Annotated in this window: 18 protein-coding genes; 4 read left to right on the plus strand and 14 right to left on the minus strand. The window is 72.2% G+C overall.

The features are described from left to right. Positions 1-21 precede the first annotated feature (21 nt). A complete protein-coding gene (locus QI554_RS05635) occupies positions 22-543 on the minus strand; it encodes a cupin domain-containing protein (RefSeq protein WP_281466516.1) in 522 nt (173 codons plus the stop codon). 85 nt (positions 544-628) lie between these two features. Between QI554_RS05635 and QI554_RS05640 the strand changes: the two genes are divergently transcribed. Further along, complete coding sequence (locus QI554_RS05640; protein WP_281466518.1) at positions 629-1,243, plus strand: TetR/AcrR family transcriptional regulator; 615 nt, start codon at positions 629-631, stop codon at positions 1,241-1,243. Positions 1,244-1,265: 22 nt separating this feature from the next. Here the strand turns inward: QI554_RS05640 and QI554_RS05645 are convergent, their stop codons facing one another. The 9 genes from QI554_RS05645 to QI554_RS05685 all read right to left on the minus strand — a co-directional run bounded on the left by QI554_RS05645 (position 1,266) and on the right by QI554_RS05685 (position 11,312). Continuing rightward, complete coding sequence (locus QI554_RS05645; protein ID WP_281466520.1) at positions 1,266-2,120, minus strand: ABC transporter ATP-binding protein; 855 nt, start codon at positions 2,118-2,120, stop codon at positions 1,266-1,268. Next, positions 2,113-3,090 carry an ABC transporter ATP-binding protein gene (locus QI554_RS05650; RefSeq protein WP_281466522.1) on the minus strand — a complete coding sequence of 326 codons (978 nt, stop codon included), beginning with the start codon at positions 3,088-3,090 and terminating at the stop codon, positions 2,113-2,115. Before QI554_RS05650 ends, QI554_RS05645 begins: the two co-directional genes overlap by 8 nt. Beyond that, positions 3,087-3,941 (minus strand): ABC transporter permease, encoded by an 855-nt coding sequence (locus QI554_RS05655; RefSeq protein WP_281466524.1) that lies wholly within the window; start codon positions 3,939-3,941, stop codon positions 3,087-3,089. The genes QI554_RS05650 and QI554_RS05655 overlap by 4 nt, the downstream gene beginning before the upstream one ends. After that, the gene (locus QI554_RS05660) at positions 3,938-4,900 is read right to left on the minus strand and encodes an ABC transporter permease (protein ID WP_281466525.1); all 963 of its coding nucleotides are present in this window, start codon (positions 4,898-4,900) and stop codon (positions 3,938-3,940) included. Before QI554_RS05660 ends, QI554_RS05655 begins: the two co-directional genes overlap by 4 nt. Continuing rightward, complete coding sequence (locus tag QI554_RS05665) at positions 4,897-6,546, minus strand: ABC transporter substrate-binding protein (RefSeq protein ID WP_281466527.1); 1,650 nt, start codon at positions 6,544-6,546, stop codon at positions 4,897-4,899. Before QI554_RS05665 ends, QI554_RS05660 begins: the two co-directional genes overlap by 4 nt. After that, positions 6,546-7,556, minus strand: coding sequence for an agmatine deiminase family protein (locus QI554_RS05670; protein ID WP_281466529.1), 1,011 nt, complete (start codon positions 7,554-7,556; stop codon positions 6,546-6,548). Before QI554_RS05670 ends, QI554_RS05665 begins: the two co-directional genes overlap by 1 nt. Before the next feature lie 68 nt (positions 7,557-7,624). Then, positions 7,625-9,322, minus strand: a complete 1,698-nt coding sequence (locus QI554_RS05675) for an urease subunit alpha (protein ID WP_425527918.1) — start codon at positions 9,320-9,322, stop codon at positions 7,625-7,627. Beyond that, positions 9,319-10,062, minus strand: coding sequence for an urease subunit gamma (gene ureA / locus QI554_RS05680; protein WP_281466532.1), 744 nt, complete (start codon positions 10,060-10,062; stop codon positions 9,319-9,321). The genes QI554_RS05675 and ureA overlap by 4 nt, the downstream gene beginning before the upstream one ends. Before the next feature lie 77 nt (positions 10,063-10,139). Continuing rightward, complete coding sequence (locus tag QI554_RS05685) at positions 10,140-11,312, minus strand: agmatine deiminase family protein (RefSeq protein ID WP_281466534.1); 1,173 nt, start codon at positions 11,310-11,312, stop codon at positions 10,140-10,142. Positions 11,313-11,928: 616 nt separating this feature from the next. On the opposite strand from QI554_RS05685, the gene QI554_RS05690 reads away from it, so the two are divergent. Both QI554_RS05690 and QI554_RS05695 read left to right on the plus strand, forming a co-directional pair. Further along, entirely contained in the window at positions 11,929-12,684 is a 756-nt protein-coding gene (locus QI554_RS05690) for a glutamate ABC transporter substrate-binding protein (RefSeq protein WP_281466536.1), read from the plus strand. Positions 12,685-12,976: 292 nt separating this feature from the next. Then, the gene (locus QI554_RS05695) at positions 12,977-13,819 is read left to right on the plus strand and encodes an SDR family NAD(P)-dependent oxidoreductase (RefSeq protein WP_281466538.1); all 843 of its coding nucleotides are present in this window, start codon (positions 12,977-12,979) and stop codon (positions 13,817-13,819) included. A gap of 236 nt (positions 13,820-14,055) precedes the next feature. Here QI554_RS05695 and QI554_RS05700 read toward each other — a convergent pair whose 3' ends face one another. The 4 genes from QI554_RS05700 to QI554_RS05715 form a co-directional block, all read right to left on the minus strand. Then, entirely contained in the window at positions 14,056-14,535 is a 480-nt protein-coding gene (locus QI554_RS05700) for a transposase (protein ID WP_425527920.1), read from the minus strand. Positions 14,536-14,569: 34 nt separating this feature from the next. After that, positions 14,570-15,562 carry a glycoside hydrolase 5 family protein gene (locus QI554_RS05705; protein WP_281466539.1) on the minus strand — a complete coding sequence of 331 codons (993 nt, stop codon included), beginning with the start codon at positions 15,560-15,562 and terminating at the stop codon, positions 14,570-14,572. 21 nt (positions 15,563-15,583) lie between these two features. Further along, on the minus strand, positions 15,584-16,177 hold the full coding sequence (locus QI554_RS05710; RefSeq protein ID WP_281466541.1) for a PadR family transcriptional regulator: 594 nt from the start codon (positions 16,175-16,177) through the stop codon (positions 15,584-15,586). A 139-nt stretch (positions 16,178-16,316) separates the two neighbouring features. Further along, positions 16,317-16,871 (minus strand): TetR/AcrR family transcriptional regulator, encoded by a 555-nt coding sequence (locus QI554_RS05715; RefSeq protein WP_281466710.1) that lies wholly within the window; start codon positions 16,869-16,871, stop codon positions 16,317-16,319. 155 nt (positions 16,872-17,026) lie between these two features. Between QI554_RS05715 and QI554_RS05720 the strand changes: the two genes are divergently transcribed. Beyond that, the gene (locus tag QI554_RS05720; protein ID WP_281466543.1) at positions 17,027-17,605 is read left to right on the plus strand and encodes a TetR/AcrR family transcriptional regulator; all 579 of its coding nucleotides are present in this window, start codon (positions 17,027-17,029) and stop codon (positions 17,603-17,605) included. Positions 17,606-17,866: the final 261 nt, after the last annotated feature.

Genomic DNA, 17,866 nt, shown 5'->3' on the forward strand with positions numbered 1-17,866 from the left:
CGGGGTGCTTCGCGGACCGGGTCAGGCGCCCGGCGGCGGGGTGAGCCCGTAGCGCTCGATGACGTCCGGCAGCCACGCGGGGCGGCCGAACTCGAGGCCGTACGCCGCGCCCAGCTCGGCGATCGCCTCGGGGGCCGGCGGACCGTCGTCGAGGAGGTCGACCATCTCGCGGAAGAAGTGCTCGAATCCGGCCGGGCTGATGACCTCGATCATGCGCGCGGGCGCCGGTCCGGCGTTCCACATCGTGTGCAGCTCGCCGCGCGGCTTGGTGATGTAGCCGCCCGCGCCGAGCACGACCTCGCGGTCCCCTGAGCGGAAGCCGATCTCACCGTCGGTGACGATCGAGTACTCGTCCTCGCGCGTGTGCAGATGGGGCGGGACGAGGGCGCCGACCGGGAACGGATGCTCCACGATCGACACGCTGCCCCCGGTGTCGCGGCCCCACAGCTTGAAGGCGACGCCGATGCTGCCCAGAAACCCTTCGCCGCCTTCACCCGGCCGGACGACGGTCAGATGCGGGGGCTCGGTGGTGATGGCACTCACGGCCGCCACCTCCTTCGGAGATTTCCCGATACACTGGTGTTCTCTCAAATTCGAGTCTGCGCCTGTCCCCAGAGGGTGTCAACAGTTGAGTGAACAGCAGCGTTCACCGAAACCGCGCCCGTATGCCATGGCCCGCCGCGCCGAGCAGGTCGGGGAGACCCGGCAGCGGATCGTCGACGCGGCCGTCCACCTGCACGGCACCGTCGGCCCGGCCGGCACCAGCATCGCGGCGATCGCCGAGCGGGCGGGCGTCACACGGCTGACCGTCTACCGGCACTTCCCCGACGACACGGCGTTGTTCACCGCGTGCTCGCAGGACTGGCTGTCGCGGCACGCGCTGCCGGAGCCCGAGGCGTGGGAGCGGATCCCCGACCCGGTGGAGCGGCTGCGCGCCGGGCTGGCGGACCTGTACCGGTTCTACCGCTCCGGCGCGCAGATGCTGGCGATGATCCACCGCGACCGCGACGTGGTCCCCGCGCCGGTGCGCGAGTTCCGCGAGGCCGCCGACCGGGCCCGGGTGGACGTCCTGGCCTCGGCCTTCGCGGACCGGGACCGCCGCGACCGCCGCCTGCGCCTGGCGCTGACGGCGCACGCGGCGGCGTTCCCGACGTGGCGGTCGCTGTGCGTCGAACAGGGGCTGACGGACAAGGAGGCGGTGGCGGCCATGGTGGCGCTGGTGCGCGACCTGCCGGACCGCTGACCGCCCCTCCCCCGCCTACCTGTCACACCGCCGCCGGGCGCTTCGCGCCTCCGGCCTCCGCTCCCGCGCTCTCGGCCTCGGCCAGCGCCCGACGCGCGGCGCCGATCGCGCGCGGGTCCCAGCCCGGACGCGGCACCGACGCCAACAGCAGCTGCGTGTAGGGGTGTTCGGGCGCCTCCAGCACGCGCGCCGTCGCCCCCGACTCGACGATCCGCCCGCGGCGCATGACGATCACGTCGTCCGTCACGCACCGCACCACGCCCAGGTCGTGGGTGATGAACAGGTAGCCCACCCGGGTCTGTTCGCGGATGTCGGCGAGCAGGTTGAGGATCTGCGCCTGCACCGAGACGTCCAGCGCGGCGACGGCCTCGTCGAGGACGAGGATCGCCGGCTCGACCGCCAGCGCGCGGGCGATGGCCACGCGCTGCCGCTGCCCGCCGGACAGTTCGCGCGGCCGGGCGTCCGCCGCCCGGGTGCCCAGGCCGACCTGGTCGAGGAGTTCGCGGATGCGCGCGGCGTGGTCGGTGCCCGGGAAGTGCAGCCGAAGGGTCTCGCGCAGCACGTCGTGGACGCTGGTGCGCGGGTCGAGGGACAGGTACGGGTCCTGGAACACCATCTGGATCCGGCGGGCGCGCGCCAGCCGGGCCGCGCGGCCGCGGGCCGTCCCGGTCTGCTCCGCGCCGTGGACGCGCACCGTGCCCGCGTCGGCCCGGTCCAGGCCGACGATGATGCGGGCGGTGGTGGTCTTGCCGGAGCCCGACTCGCCGACGATGCCGAGCGAGCCGCCCTCGGCGAGGGTGAAGGACACGTCGTCCACGGCGTGCACGTCGCCGAAGGTGCGGGACAGCCCGCTGACGTCGAGGAGGAGGTCAGACATCGGCGGCCTCCCGGGCGAGGCGGTCGGCGTGGTGGCACGCGGCGGTGTGGGCGGGTTCCCCGGGTGCGGAGGTGCTCTGCGGCGCCTCCGTCGTGCAGACCTCGGTCGCCAGCGGGCACCGGGGCGCGAACGGACAGCCGTGCAACTCCTGGCGCAGGTCCGGCGGTTGGCCGTCGATGGCGGTCAGCCGGCCCTGGGGCGTGTCCAGGCTCGGGGTCGATGCGAGCAGGGCCCGGGTGTAGGGGTGCCGGGGCCGCGCGAAGATCGACTCCGACGGGCCGGTCTCCACGATGCGTCCGGCGTACATGACGTACACGCGGTCGCTGATCGCGGCGGCGAGCCCGAGGTCGTGGGTGACGAACAGCAGCCCGGTGCCGAAGCGTTCGCGCAGGTCCGCGAGCAGTGTCACGACCTCGGCCTGCGAGGTGACGTCGAGCGCGGTGGTCGGCTCGTCGGCGAGCAGCAGCCTGGGGTCGCCCATGAGCGCCGCGGCGATCATGACGCGTTGCAGCATGCCGCCCGACAGCTGTCCGGGGTAGCGGCGCATAAGGTCGGCGGACAGGCCGACGGCGTCGAGGAGTTCGACGGCGCGCGTGTCGGCCTCGGCGGCCGTCATGAGCTTGTTGAGGCGGGCGCTCTCGGTGAGGAAGTCGCCGATGCGGCGCAGCGGATTGATCGCGGCGCGCGGGTCCTGGAAGACCATCGCCGCGGTCTGCGTGCGCAGCTTCCGCAACTGCTTGGCGTTCATGGTCAGGACGTCGTCGCCGGCGACCTCGACGCGGCCTTCGGTGGCCGCGCCCTTGGGGAGCAGGCGCAGCACGGTGCGCGAGGTCAGCGACTTGCCGGAGCCGGACTCGCCGACGAGGGCGACGGTCTCGGACGCGTCGACGCTGAGGTCGACGCCGTCCAGGACCGGGCGCGCCGCGCCGGGCAGGCGCAGGCGCAGTCCGCGGATGTCGAGTGTGGTCACCGCGTCCTCCCCGCGACCTTGTCGGCCCACCGCTCGCCGACGACGTTGAAGGCGACGACGGTGAGGACGATCGCCAGGCAGGGGATGATCGCCGAGAGCGGATAGCCGCTCTGGATGGCGGACTTGCCGTCGAAGACCATGCGTCCCCAGTCGGGCGTGAGGGCGGGGACGCCGAGGCCGAGGAAGGACAGGCCGGCCAGGTCGATCAGGGCGTACCCGAAGTTGACGGTGGACTGCGCCAGCACCACGGGGGCGATGTTGGGCACGACGTGCCGTACGCAGATCTGGAGCCCTGAGTGGCCCTGGACCTGGTAGGCGGCGACGTACGGCCGGGCGCGTTCGGCGAGGACCAGCGACCGGGTGAGCCGGCTGACGTACGGGAAGTACGCGACCGACAGGGCCACGACAGGCGCGAGCAGCCCTTCGCCGTACACCGACACGATGAGGATCGCGAGCAGCAACCCGGGAAAGGCGAGCGTGAGTTCGGAGCCGCGGGAGAGCACCGAGTCGAGCCAGCCGCCGCGCCAGCCCGCGGCCACGCCCACGGCGGCGCCGAGGACGGTGGAGAACACGACGACGCCGAGCGGGCCGAGCAGCGAGGTGCGGGCACCGGCGACCAGCCGCGAGAACGTGTCGCGGCCGGCCGCGTCGACGCCGAACAGGTGGTCGCCGGACGGCGGGGCGAGCGCGTTGCCGAGGTCGGCGATGTTCGGGTCGTACGGCTGGATCCACGGTGCGAGCAGCGCGAGGAGGACGACGACACCCGCGAACACGAGGCTCGCCACGTACAGCGGTGCGCGCTTGGTGCGGACCTTGGCGAGGCCGGGCCGTCGCACGAGGGTCATGGTCATGACGCCGCCCGCGTTCCGAGCTTGATGCGCGGGTCGACCAGCGGGAGCAGCAGGTCGACGATGAGGTTCACGGTCATGAAGAGCCCGATGATGATGAGGCAGATCGCTTGCACGGTCGGGAAGTCCTTGGTGGTGCTGGCCAGTTCGAGGAGCTGGCCGATGCCGCCGACGCTGAACGCGGACTCCACGAGGACCGTGCAGACCATGAGCGTGGAGACGATCAGTCCCGCGGTGGTCAGCACGGCGCCGAGCGCGTTGCGGAACACGTGCCGGCTGATGATGTGCCGCTCCGGTACGCCGCGGCTGCGGGCGACGGTGACGTGCTCGCCCTCGAGCGCCTCCAGCATCGCGCTGCGCGTGACCCGGGCGAGCAGCCCGACCAGGTAGAGCGCGAGCGCGATCGCGGGCAGTGTCAGGTGCCAGAGCATCGCGCCAAGTCCGTCGCCGCTTCCGCTGCCGCTGGAGGGGAACCAGCCGAGTTCGACCGCGAAGAAGCCCTGGAGCAGGATCGCCGCGACGAACGAGGGGGTGCCGACGGCGAACGTGGTGCCGACCAGGATCCCCGAGTCGACCGCGCCGCCGCGGACCGCCGAGAGCCAGCCGAGCGCGAGGCCCAGCGCGACGACGATGACGAGCGCCATGCCGACCAGCAGCAGCGTCGTCGGCAGCCGCGACGACAGCAGGTCCGAGACGTCGGTCCGGTACTCGAGCGAGCGGCCGAAGTCGCCGTGCGCGATGTTCCCGAGCCAGCGCCAGTACTGCACGATGAACGGGTCGTCCAGGTGGTACTGCTTCTCGATCGCCTCGAGGGCGGCCGGGGAGGCCGACCGCCCACCGAGGAGGAAACTCGCCGGATTGCCCGGCGCCAGGTACATCGCACCGAAGACCACGAACGAGGCGCCGAGCAGGGTGACGGCCATCTCGAGCAGCCGCCGTACGGCGAATCTCAGGAAATTCACCCCGCGGCCCCCACATCGGCGGCCCACGGGTAGTACATGTAGGCGATGGTCGTCGGCGCGCCGGTGATCTTCTTGTTGAGGAACACCGTGGACGGCCACTCGGCGACCGGCATCCAGACCACCTCTTCGGCGGCCTTCTGCTGGAGCTTGGCCTCCAGCGCGAGGCGCTGCGCCGGGTCGTACGTGGAGGTGATCTGTTCGACGAGCGCGTCGTACTCGGGGTTCGAGTAGCTCGCGTGGTTCTGGTACGCGCCGGTCTTGAAGTTCCGCAGCAGGTCGACCGGGTCGGTCACCGAGAGGTAGAAGGTCTCGGGGAAGGCGTCGATGCCCTCGCGCGCGGCCGGGTCGGTGAACAGCGCGGAGAAGGCGTCGGGCGCGATGGTCTTCAGCTCGACCTTGAGGCCGATCTTCGAGCCCGCGGTCTGCAGGGCGGTCGCGAGCAGCGTGACGTCCTGGCCGATGGGGCTGGTCGCGACGGTGACGGTCTTGCCCTTGGCGCCGGCCTCCTCGATGAGCTTCTTGGCCTGCTCGATGTCCTGCGCGGCGGGCGGCAGGGCGTCGAACGCGGCGGCCCGCGTCTCGGGTCCGGCGGCGGCCCAGGCGGCCTTCGGGGTGATCGAGTTGGTCACCGTGCCGTTGCCGCCGAGCGCGGCCTTGACGAAGCCGCCGCGGTCCAGCGCCATCGACAGCGCGCGGCGCACGCGGACGTCGCCGAGGGCGCCCTTGATGCTGGTGACGTTGACGTTGACGGTGCTCAGGCCCTCGCCGAAGTAGAGGCTGCCGACGCCGCTGGTGCGCAGCCGCTCGTAGCTGTCGGTGGGGACGAGGAAGCTGCCGTCGACCTCGCCGCTGAGCATCGCGTTGGTGCGCGCGGCGGGGTCGGTGAGGAACTTGAACTCGACGGTCTTGGCCTTGGCCTTGGTGCCCCAGTAGTCGTCGAAGCGGTCGAGTTCGAGGGACTGGCCCTTGGCCCAGTGGGTGAGCTTGTAGGGGCCGGTGCAGTCGAGGCTGCCGTCGACGCCGTAGTCCTTGCCGGCCGCCTCGACGCCCTTGCGGCTCGCGACGACGCCGGCGGCGGTCGCCATGAGCTGCGGGAACAGCGCGTCGGGCTGCTTGAGCTTGACGGTGACCTGGAGCGGCCCGGTCGCGGTGACGGCGGCGACGTTCTCGAACGAGTCGGCCCAGGCTGCGGCGAGTTCGGGGTTCGTCTGGCGGCCGAAGCTGAAGACCACGTCGTCGGCGGTCAGCGGCTCACCGTTGTGGAACTTCACGCCCGGACGCAGGTCGTACACCCACGTGTTCGGGTCGGGGTTGGCCGCCTTCTCGGCGAGCCCCGGCGCGAGGGTGAGCTGCGGGGTCCAACGCATGAGGCTCTCGCACACGTTGGACAGCACGGTGTTCTGCGGGTAGTCGAACGCCTGGATCCAGTCGAGCGTGAGGGGCTCGGCGTACAGCGCCCAGCTGAACTTGTCGATCGTGCCCTTGGCGGGCGGAGTGCCCTCGGAGAGCTGGTAGTTCGCGGCGGGGCTGTCGGCGCCGTGCTTCGCGGGCCCGGAGCAGGCGGCGAGCAGGGCGAAGGCGGCGAGCGCCGCCGTGGCCGGTGCCGCGGCGCGTCTGAACGTGCGGGCGGAGTTCTGAGTGGGCATCAGGCGTCCTTTCGGGCGACGGGGACCTGCTGGGTGATGCAGTGCACGCCGCCGCCGCCGTAGGCGACGGTGGGGGTCGGTACGCCGACGACCTTGCGGTCCGGGAACACGGACTGGATGACGGCGAGGGCGCCGGCGTCCGAGGGGTGGTCCGCGACCGGCACGACGACGCCGCCGTTGGCGATGTAGAAGTTCAGGTACGAGACCTCGATCTCGACGCCGCCCCACTCCAGGGAGTTGGACTGCGGGATCGCGACGACCTCGAACGGGCGGCCCTGCGCGTCCGTGGACGCCTCGAGCACCGCCTTGTTGGCGCGGGAGCGCACGTAGTCCGGGTGCTCGGGGTCGTCGGGGAGCTGGACGACGACCTTGGCCGGGGCGACGAACGCGCAGACGCCGTCGACGTGGCCGTCGGTCTCGGTGTCGAGCGCCCCGCCGTACGGCAGCCAGATGATCTTCTCGACGCCGAGCCGGGCCTTGATCTCGGCCTCGATCTCCTCGCGCGTCATGTCGGGGTTGCGGTTGGGGTGCAGCAGGCACTGCTCGGTGGTGATGAGCGTGCCCTCGCCGTCGACGGTGATCGCGCCGCCCTCCAGGATCATGTCCGAGGCGATGCGGGTGTCGCCGACCCGCTCGATCAGCGCCGCGGCGACGCGGTCGTCGGAGTCCCACGGGGAGTGCTTGCGGCCCCAGGCGTTGAAGCGGAAGTCGACGCCGGAGCGGCGGCCGTCCGCGTCCGTGACGAAGATCGGGCCCGAGTCGCGGAACCACGCGTCGTCGATGGGGATCTCGATGACGGTGACGGCCTCGCCGCACAGCTCGCGGGCCTCGTCGGCCGCGCCGGGGACGGTGACCATGGTGACCGGCTCGAACTCCGAGATGGCGCGCGCGACCAGGGCGTACTCGGTCTTCGCGGACGCGAACGTGTCCCCCCACAGGTCGGCCCGGGTCGGCCAGGCCATGAGGCAGCCCTCGTGCTCGGTCCACTCGGCGGGCATGCGGAACGTCATGGGTGTCGTCTCTTTCGATCGTGGTGCTGTGTGCGGGGCTTGAGGTCGGCGGGAAGTCAGCAGAAGGATCAGAGGAAGTAGAGGCGGTTGAGCGGGACTTCGTCGGCCGGGTCGGAACGCACGGGGGCGCCGTCGAGGGTGACGAGGCCGGTGCGCGGGTCGACCTGGACGTGGCCGGTCCGGGCGTTGCGCACCATGTCGGCGGGGCCGATGCCGCGCGTGCCGCGGACCGCGACGCGGCGGCGCCGGGTGGTCATGTGGTCGCCGCCCTGTTCGGCGGCGGCGCGGCTGACGAACGCGACGGACAGGTCGGCGGGCGCGGCGCCGTGCGCGCCGAAAAGCGGTCCCAGCACCTGCGGTTGGCAGTTGTCGGTGGCCGCGTTCGGGTCGCCGACGACGCCGTACGCGGGGAACCCGGCCTTGAGCACCATCTGCGGCTTCGCACCGAACGTCGGCGGCCGCCACAGCACGATGTCGGCGAGCTTGCCGACCTCGAGCGTGCCGATCTCATGCGAAAGTCCGTGCGCGATCGCCGGGTTGACGGTGAGTTTGGCGATGTAGCGCAGCACGCGGGCGTTGTCGTGGTCCGGCCCGTCGCCGTCCGCGGGGCCGAACTCGCTCTTCATCTTTCCGGCGACGGCGAACGTGCGGCGGACGGTCTCGCCGGCGCGGCCCATGCCCTGCGCGTCGGAGGAGGTGATGCCGATGACACCGAGGTCGTGCAGGACGTCTTCGGCGCCCATGGTCCCGGCGCGGATGCGGTCGCGGGCCATGGCGGCGTCGCCGGGCAGGTCGGTCTTCAGGCCGTGGACCGAGACGATCATGCCGTAGTGCTCGGCGACGGCGTCGCGTCCGAACGGCAGCGTCGGGTTGGTGGAGGAGCCGATGACGTTGGGGACGCCGGCCATCTTGAGCACGTTGGGCACGTGCCCGCCGCCGCAGCCCTCGATGTGGAAGGCGTGGATGGTGCGGCCATCGAGGACGGACAGCGTGTCCTCGACCGAGAGGCACTCGTTCAGCCCGTCGGTGTGCAGGGCGACCTGCACGTCGTGGTCCTCGGCGACGCGCAGCGCGGTGTCGAGGGCACGGGCGTGCGCGCCCATGTCCTCGTGCACCTTGAACCCGCACGCGCCGCCCTCCGCGAGCGCCTCGACGAGTCCGGCCGGGTCGGAGGCCGAACCGCGGCCCAGGAAGCCGATGTTCACCGGCCACGCGTCGAACGCGTTGAACGCGTGCTTGAGCGCCCACGGCGAGTTGACGCCGACGCCCCACAGCGGGCCGAACTCCTGGCCGATGATCGTGGTGACGCCCGCGGCGAGCGAGGCCTCCATGATGCGGGGGCTGAGCAGGTGGACGTGCGTGTCGATGGCGCCGGCGGTGGCGATCAGGCCTTCGCCCGACACGATCGCGGTGCCGGTGCCGACGACCACGTCGACGCCGTCCAGGGTGTCCGGGTTGCCGGCGCGTCCGATGCCGGAGATGCGGCCTTCCCGGATCCCGATGGACACCTTGCGGATGCCCTGCACCGCGTCGATGACGACGACGTTGCTGATGACGACGTCGCACGTCTCGCGCACGGTCGCGGCCTTCAGGTGCAGGCCGTCGCGGGCGGTCTTGCCGAAGCCGGCCAGGAACTCGTCGCCGGGGGCCTGCGCGTCGGACTCGACCTCGACGACCAGGCCGGAGTCGCCGAGCCGGATGCGGTCGCCCGCGCGCGGGCCGTAGGTGGCGGCGTAGTCGTGGGCATCAATGGTGCCGCTGCTCACGGGAGTTCCCTTCCAGAGGTGGTGCCGGTGGTGCTCGCGGTGCTGAGGTACGGCTCTTCCGCCCCGAGGTATCCGCAGGCGCGGGCGCGGCGGAGCGCCTCCTCCTTCGCGCCCGGGGCGTCCAACGGCCCGTCGACCAGGCCGGCGAAGCCGACGGCCACGCGCGCGCCGCCGATCGGGACCAGGCCGACCTCGACGTCGGCGTCCGGGTCGAAGCGGGTGGACGCCCCGGCGGGGGCGGCCAGCCGCATGCCGTAGGCGGCCGAACGGTCGAAGCGCAGCCGGGGGTTGGCCTCGAAGAAGTGGAAGTGCGAGGTGACGCTGACCGGGACGTCGGCGGTGTTCCGCACCGTGACGTACGCGGTGGGCGCGGACGCGAACGCGGTGTCCGGGCCGGGGATCACCGCGCCGGGCGCCGCGTCCCCCAGCTCACCGCCGCCACCGAACGGGTCGGTGACGACGGCGAGCCTGGTGCCGTCCGCGAAGACGGCCTCGACGTACACCTCCGGGACGAGGTCCACGACGCCTGGGAGCACGTCGTCGGGCCCGAGCACGCCGCGCCCGGCGGCGAGCGCGTCGGCGAGCCGTCCGCCGGCCCGGGCCGCCTCGCACACCGTGTCCGCGATGAGCGCGGTGGCCTCCGGCATGTTGAGCAGCAGTCCGGCCGCCCGACGGCGGCGGGCGAGCTCGGCGGCGTTGAACAGCAGCAGCCGGTCGCGCTCGGTCGGCGTCAACTGCACGGATCCTCCAGGTGGTTCTGGTCTGGTGCGGTGGTGCGGGCGGTGCTGCGGAGGACTCGGCCGTGCAGCGTTCGGGGCTAGGCGCGCGGTTCCTGCATGGTCGAGCAGTGCACGCCGCCGCCGCCGAGGGCGATGCGGTCGATGTCGATCTGGACGACCTGGCGTCCGGGGTACGCGGCGGCGACCACCTGCTTGGCGGCGGCGTCCTTGGCGGTGTCGCCGAACTGGGCCATCACGACGCCGCCGTTGCAGACGTGGAAGTTGACGTAGGAGTCGACGAAGTCCTCGCTGTTCGAGCGCACGGTGTCCGGCCCGTCGATGCGGATGACCTGGAGCCGGCGGCCCTTGGCGTCCGTCGCGTTCGACAGGATCTGGAGCTGCTTGCGGGCGTCCTGCGCCCAGATGTCGGTGCGGCTGGCGGGCGGCACCTGCACCATCACGACGCCCGGGGCGATGAACCGCGACGTCGCGTCGATGTGGTCGTCGGTGATGTCCTGGCCCTTGATGCCGGGCACCCACAGCATCTTGCTCGCGCCGTAGGCGGCCAGCACCGCGGCCTCCACCTGGGCCTTGGTCTTGCCCGGGTTGCGGTTGCTGTTGACGAGGCTGCTCTCGGTGGCCATGACGGTGCCGTCGCCGTCGGTCTCGATCGCGCCGCCCTCGCCGGTGAATCCGGCACGGGTGAAGGCGAGGCTGTCGTACGCGGCGATGCGCGAGGCCACCAGGGCGTCCTTGGCGTGCGTCTGCTTGTTGCCCCAGCCGTTGAAGCCGAGGCCGACCGTGTCGCGGCCGCCCGCGCCGTCCGTGCGGAAGACCGGGCCGGTGTCGCGCATCCACAGGTCGTCGACCGGGATGGTGCTGATGACGGTGACGGACGACCCGCACCGCGCCCGCGCGTCCGAGGCGCTGGTGGCGTCCGGCGCGCACATGACCACCGGCTCGAACCGGGCGATGGACTTCGCGATCAGGGCGACGTCGTTCTGCACGCCGTTGAGCTGCCGCCCCCAGATCGACGACTTCGTCGGCCACGCCATCCAGGTGCGGACGTGGGCGACGTCGTCGGAGGGCACCCGCAGCGTGCCGGCTGCCGCCGCCTGCGATCCGGCGGCGTCGGCCCGGGACAGCAGTCCCCCGCCGACGGCCAGCCCGGCGGCACCGAGCAGCGCGCCGCCGAGCACGGCGCGGCGCGTGGGCCCGGACGCGGCGGCGTCCGGCGTTTCCGTGCGACTGAATCTGTGCGCTCCATGCATGGCTGACTCTCCCCAAGAGCTGTCGCTGGGTGTCGTGTGTTGTCGCGCGCCGCCCCACGGGCGGGCCGACCAGCGGGCCGCACCTGACCACTACGCGGATCCGCGGCACCGGCCGGACCCGATACCGGTGCGCGCTCCCCCGGCCGCGTCCACACTGTGGCACTGACTGAAAACTCAGTCAATACCGCGACCGGCAATCGACCACCGCGGAAACGGAAACGTAACCGGCGAGGACGAGAGCGCCCGGCGGCCCGGCCGACGGCGGATGCGAGGGTCTTGCCGCTCGCCGGGTGGGCGGCGGGCGCGGGAGGCTTCCCGTGGAGGGGCTTCGGCGGTGGGGTGTACCGGGCGGGGGCGCGGGTTCGGTGCGGGTCTCGGAGGGGGCAGGGTGGCCGGAAGGCGTGGGGTGGGCGGGGTGCGACGGTGGGTCGCGGGGCTGGGGGCGGCCGTGGTGCTGGGGGCGGTGGGGGTGCTCGGTGCGGGTGCCGCGGCGGGGTCGCGGGGGCCGGGCGCGCCGGAGCCCGTCAGTGTCGGGGCGCGTGCGTTACCGGGCGCGGACGGGGCGGACTGCGACCCCTACCGGAGCCTGCGGCCGTCCCGTGCGGACGGGCCGGCCGTGCAGCGGATCCGGCAGCGCGGGTTCCTGGTCGCGGGCGTCGACGGGAACAGCTTCCGGTGGGGCGCGGTCAACGCGGACACGCGCGAGTACGAGGGCTTCGACATCGACCTCGTCCACGCCATCGCCGACGACATCCTCGGGCCGGGCGCGAAGGTCCGCTTCGTCACCATGCCGCCGGACCAGCGCATCCCCCGCCTGACCGGCGGCGACGTCGACGTCCTCGTGCGCACCATGACGGTCACCTGCACGCGCGCGAGCGAAGTCACCTTCTCCAGCGTGTACTTCGCGAGCGGCCACCGGTTGCTCGTCCCCGATGACTCGAAGGTCGAGGCGTTCGACGCCGCACAGCTCGCCGGCCGGCGCATTTGCGTCGGGCGCGGGTCGTCGGCCGTCGATGTCCTCGCGCGGTCGGGGACGGGCGCCCGGGTGGTCGAGGCCGACAGTCACCTCGACTGCCTGGTGATGATCCAGAAGGGCCTGGCGGACGCGGTCCTGACCCACGAGTCGCTCGCGGCCGGGCTCGTGGCGCAGGACCCGCACCTGAGGTTCGTCGGCGCGCGCCTGGACCAGACGCCGTACGGGGTGGCGATGCGCAAGACCGACCCCGACCTGGTCCGGCGCGTCAACGCGGTGTTGGCGGACTACGCCGCGGGCGGCAGGAACAGCGCGTGGGCCCGGTCGTACGGCACGTGGCTCGCGGCCTACCTGGGAGCGGCGCCGACGGGGCCGCCCGCGGCGACGTATGCGGACTAGGGCCTGTTTCAGAAGTGGATCTTGATCTGGGCGATGTGGGACGGGGGGATCTGACGAATGCCCAGTGGGTGCGGGGGGCCGATCCGTTTCCTCGCCCGTCGTGCCGACCCGCGGTCGAGCCCGGTGGTCCCGTGGCGGATTTGACGGGGCTGAAAGCCTGGAAGAGAGGGTCGTCCGCTGGAGGCCCGGGTCGGATACCCGGGCCTCACCACGCCGTCCACGGGAGCCGGTGGTTCTTTTGCCGGGCATCGGCGGCGGAACGCCACGGAAGACCCGGAAGGGACAGCACAGCGTGCGTATCGAAGCAGGACAGGTCGCGGTCGTGACCGGAGCGGCCGGCGGGATCGGGTACGGGACCGCGCAGGCGTTCGCCGGCCGAGGGATGAGCGTGGTACTCGCCGACCAGGACGGGGCGCGGCTCGCCGAAGGAGCGCGATCGCTGCGGGAGGCCGGAGCGCGCGTGCTCGCGGTGCCCACCGATGTACGCGACCTTGCGGCTGTGCAGGCGCTCTCCGACGCCGCTCTTACCGCCTTCGGTCGTGTAGATGTCGTGTGCAACAACGCGGGCGTGTGGACGCTCGGCCGGCAGTGGGAGACCTCGGCACAGCAGTGGGCGTGGGTGATCGACGTCAACCTGTGGGGCGTGATCCACGGCGTGCGCACCTTCGTCCCCCTGCTGCTGGCTCAGCCCGGCGGTGGTCACATCGTGAACACCGCGTCGATGGGAGGCATGCTCGGCGCCGCCCTGACCGGGCCGTACAGCGCGACCAAGCACGCGGTGGTCGGCCTGACGAAGGGGCTGCTCGCCGAGCTCGCGGACACTCGTGTCGGGGTGTCGCTGGTCTGCCCGGGGAAGGTCGCCTCCGGCATGCTCGACCACGTCGCGGGCCCCGGCGACTCCGACAGCGACGCGTCCGGCACGGCGACCCTCGGCCCACGAGAGCGTGCCGTGCTTGACACCATGCGCGGCGCGCAGGCCGGAGCGATGTCCGCTCGCGACGCGGGAGAACACATCGCCTCCGCCGTCGAACACGACCGCTTCTGGGTCCTGCCCGGTGCGCAGGCGCACGAGCCTTTGCTCCAGCGTGACTTCGCCGAGCTGACCACCGCGTTCCACCCCGAGGCCACCGACTAGGGTGTGGATCTTGGTTATAGCCATTCGCCGATGACGGCGATGATGACGGTGGCCTCGTAGCGGACGGCGAGCTTGTCGTATCTGGTCGCCACAGCCCGATGGCGTTTGAGTCGGTTGATGCCGCATTCGACTGCGTGTCGGGCCTTGTAGTCCTCGCGGTCGAAGGCCGGCGGGCGTCCGCCCGCCGGCCCGCGGTTCTTGCGGTTGCGGATCTGGTCGGCGGGTTCGGGGATGGTTCAGGCTATGCCACGCCTGCGCAGCAGCGCGCGGTTCGCCCGTGAGCAATACGCTTTGTCGCCGCGGACCCGCGTCGGGCGGGTGCGCGGACGGCCGGGTCCGAGCCGGGGCACACGTATCGCGTTCAGCACGGTAGCGAACTGCGGTGAGTCGCCGCGCTGTCCGGCGGTCACCAGTAGGGCCAGCGGGCGCTGGCCCTGCTCGCAGGCCAGGTGGATCTTCGTGCTCAGTCCGCCACGGGAGCGTCCGAGGGCATGATCGTCCGCCTCGACCGCGACGCCGCCGGGCGGCTCGACCTGCAGGTCCCCCTTTTCCGCGCCCCGGCGGCGTGCTGGTGCGCGCGGCAGACCGTGGAGTCGACGTTCACATCCCAGGTGATCAGGCCCTGCGCGCCGGCCTCGGCCTGGAGCCGTTTCAGGATCCGGGCCCAGGTGCCGTTGCGCTGCCAGCGGCGGAACAAGCCATAGACCGTCTCCCACCAAGATCCACTTCTGAAACAGACCCTAGGGGCTGTCAGGCGCCGCTGTGCTCGGCGATCAGCGCCTGCAGCACGGCGAAGGCCGGTTTCGGCGTGTAGTCGTCGGTCGTGATTCCGAAGCGGTGGAACAGGCCGGGGTTGCCGCTGCCCGCGTCGCGGAGCGCGAAGTGGGTGTATCCGGCGAGGCCGAGTGCCTCGGCGTGGGCGGCCATGGTGCCGACGACCGTGTCGACGACCTCGGCCTGGCGCTCGGGCGTGCGGTCGGGACCGGTCGGCCAGCCGTGTTCGGTGACGACGAGCGGGAGGTGGCCGAGCCCGGCCGGGGTGAGAGCCGTGTCGCGGTGGTGGCACAGCAGGCCCTCGACGGTGGCGGCCAACTCGTCGGCGGGGACGGGGCGGAAGACGTCCGGGAAGAAGTCCAGGCCGATGTAGTCGAGGTCCGCGACGAACAACTCGCCGCCTTCGGAGACGAGTTCGGCCGGGAAGACGGCGGACGGGCCGAAGAGCGGGGTCGTGTTGAAGCCTACGCGCAGGTGGTGGTGGCCGAGTTCGCGTGCGGCGGCCTTCGCGGCGGAGACGCCGCGGATCAGGGCCTCGCGGACGCGGGGGTAGTGCCCGTCGAGGGTGGGGTTCCCGGCGACGTTCGGTTCCTCGGTGATCTGAAGGGTTTCGGTGACCGGGCCGTACTGCGCGACGAGTTCGCGGACGAAGGCGCAGTAGCCGTCGACGTCGCCGACGGCCGACTGATACTGCGCCACCAGGTCGAGGCGGCGTCCGCGTACGGCGTGCCGGGCGGCGTCCGGCGGGGTCGCGGTCGGGTGCGGGGCGCCGAGTTCGGTCCGGTCGGTGAACTGGAGGTAGGCGCGTACGAGGAACGGCCTGCCCTCGGGCCCCTGGAGCCGGTCGAGCAGGGCGTCTATGCGCTCGGGGTCGTCGGGTTTGCCGGCGGCCAGCCCGCCGGTGTCGTCGCCGGTCGCGCTGCCGGGGTAAATGCCGAAGAGCAGGGTGCCGGGGGCGGGGTGGGGCATGGTGTCCTCTCGCGGGGTCGGTCACTCGGTGGGGCTGGCGGGGCCCGCGTCCGGCCAGGCCAGCGCGCCGCTGCGGATGTCGGCGACGACCGCGTCGATCCAGGCGAGTTCGGCGCGGGCGAGGGCGATGGCGTACTCGGCCTCGATGACGAACAGCCGCGGGACGTCCTGGGCGAGCGCCTCGGCGAGCCGCCGTTCGTCGGCCTGGGTGCGGTCGGCGAGGCGCCGGGTCCGTTCGGTGAGGGCGTCGACGGCGCCGTCCGGGCCGAGTGCGCCGAGGTGGCTGACGGCCCCGAGGAAGCGGGAGAACTCCCGCTCGGGGTTGCGGATCTCGGCGTCGAGGCGGCGGACGAGCTCGGCGTGTCCGGCCTCGGTCAGCGCGTACACCGTCCGCTCGGGGCGGTTGCCGGAGCGCTGCTGGCCCTGTTCGGCGATCCAACCGGCCTCGGTGAGCGCGGCAACGGTGTTGTAGAGCGTTCCGCGGGTCGTCGCGGCGGCGTGGTTGTCACTGCGTTTCCGCAGGTCGGACAACATCTGGTAGGGGTGCGCGGGCTGTTCGAGGAGTAGTCCGAGCACGGCGGGCACGAGCGGGTTGTCGAGAGCACGACGCGGCATGGTCGAACTCTAACAGTCTAAATAGACTATGTGGAGTGTCGGCGGGGCGGCGGGGCACGGCAAAGGCCCACCCTCGGAGGTTCCGAGGGTGGGCCTTGTGTTCTTCTGTGCCGTTTGTGCGCTGCGCGTCGCTACGTCGTCAGCCGCCCAGGCGCGCCAGTTCCACGTCGATCCCCGCGCGCATCAGGTCGCGGGCCTGCTCAGCGGTCAGGCCGCCGAAGAGCCAGCGTCCACTCACGCCCTCGAGCAGCGCGGTCAGCCGCTCGCCCGCCGCGAGGGCGGCGTCCGTCGGGACGGCCGGGATGACGCCCGCGATGAGGTCGGCCACCTCGCCCACCCACACCCGGGTGGCCTCGCCGAGGTCCTCGCGGAGGAAGTCGTCGAACACCGCGCTGGAACGAAGCTCGCCCCACGCGGTGGAGTTCTCTCGGACCTCGGGTGTGTCCTGGATCTCCAGCAGCAGGGTCTGCTCCAGGACGGCACGCGGGTTGTCGAGCCCGGCGCCGGCGACCTGTTCGGCGGTGTACCGGCCGGCCCGGTCGTTGATGAAGCCGAGAGTGGCGCGCAGCACACCCTCGCGGTTCTTGAAGTGGTAGTAGATGAGGCCCGTCGAGACGTCCGCCTCGGCGGCGAGCTCCTCGACGCGGAGGCCCCGGACGCCGCGCCTCGCAATGACCCGCGCGGCGGCTTCCATGATCACTGTTCGACGGTCGGCCACGGGCGCAGAGCTTACCGGCTGGTCGGCGCGCAGGGCGTACGGCACCGACGGCATGCGACTCCCGTCAACGATTTCCCTCTTCACCAGGTATCGTGGCTGAAGATTCAGTCAGTTTCTGATGAGGTGTCAGTGTGTCGAGCCGTCAGGCATTGATCTTGGAAGCCGCCGCGCGGCTGGTCGCCCGCCGCGGCGTGCGCGGCCTACGGGTCGACGAGGTGGCCGCCGAGGCCGGCGTCTCGACCGGGCTCATCTACTACCACTTCACCGATCGCGCCGGACTCATGCAGCACACCTGGGAGTTCGTCAACGAGCGCGCGGAACGCTACACGCAGTCCGCCACCGACGCCGCCGCCGACCCGCGGACCCGGCTCGAGGAGATGCTCCTCCTCGAGCTCCAGGACGCCCCCGACGTCATCGAGAACAGCACCGCGTGGAGCGAGTTCCGCGCGAGCGCGGTCTTCTCCCCCGAGCTGGCCGGCCAGGTCCGCGAGGCGACGGCGGGCTGGACCGGGGACGCCGAGGAGCTCATCCGCCAGGCCCAGAAACTCGGCGACGCCGCGCCCGAGATCGTCGCCGCGGACGCCGCCGAGCGCCTGACCTCCCTCGTCGAGGGCCTCAGCGAACGCTGGCTTGCCGGTTCGCTCCCCCTGGACCGGGCCCGCGCCCTGCTGCGCGGCGCGGTGAACCTGGAGCTGGGGGCACGCCCCTAGTCGGGCGTGTTTCCGCTTCGCCGTCGATCGGGTCCGCATGTCGGCGGCGTTCCGTTCTGCGGCACCTGTCGCTCGGCGCGCCGCCGCCGGCCTGACGAGCCGCCAGGCGACGACGTGCACCCACGGGTTGAGTACCGGGCGCAACCGTTCCGCGGGCCCGACCTGAGTAGTCCTACGGATGGCACCACCCGCACTAATGCGCCACGGTGGGCGTACGGAACGGGAACTCCGTGTGCGGGTGCGGTCGATCGATCGTTCGCC

Source organism: Yinghuangia seranimata (assembly GCF_029953285.1).
GTDB lineage: Bacteria > Actinomycetota > Actinomycetes > Streptomycetales > Streptomycetaceae > Yinghuangia > Yinghuangia seranimata.

Bases quoted from the DNA above. Each gene is read 5' to 3' on its own strand.
- QI554_RS05685 (WP_281466534.1), bottom strand. From the start codon at position 11,312: ATGCATGGAGCGCACAGATTCAGTCGCACGGAAACGCCGGACGCCGCC.
- QI554_RS05670 (WP_281466529.1), bottom strand. From the start codon at position 7,556: ATGACGTTCCGCATGCCCGCCGAGTGGACCGAGCACGAGGGCTGCCTC.
- QI554_RS05665 (WP_281466527.1), bottom strand. From the start codon at position 6,546: ATGCCCACTCAGAACTCCGCCCGCACGTTCAGACGCGCCGCGGCACCG.
- QI554_RS05645 (WP_281466520.1), bottom strand. From the start codon at position 2,120: ATGTCTGACCTCCTCCTCGACGTCAGCGGGCTGTCCCGCACCTTCGGC.
- QI554_RS05715 (WP_281466710.1), bottom strand. From the start codon at position 16,871: ATGGAAGCCGCCGCGCGGGTCATTGCGAGGCGCGGCGTCCGGGGCCTC.
- QI554_RS05710 (WP_281466541.1), bottom strand. From the start codon at position 16,177: ATGCCGCGTCGTGCTCTCGACAACCCGCTCGTGCCCGCCGTGCTCGGA.
- QI554_RS05655 (WP_281466524.1), bottom strand. From the start codon at position 3,941: ATGACCATGACCCTCGTGCGACGGCCCGGCCTCGCCAAGGTCCGCACC.
- QI554_RS05705 (WP_281466539.1), bottom strand. From the start codon at position 15,562: ATGCCCCACCCCGCCCCCGGCACCCTGCTCTTCGGCATTTACCCCGGC.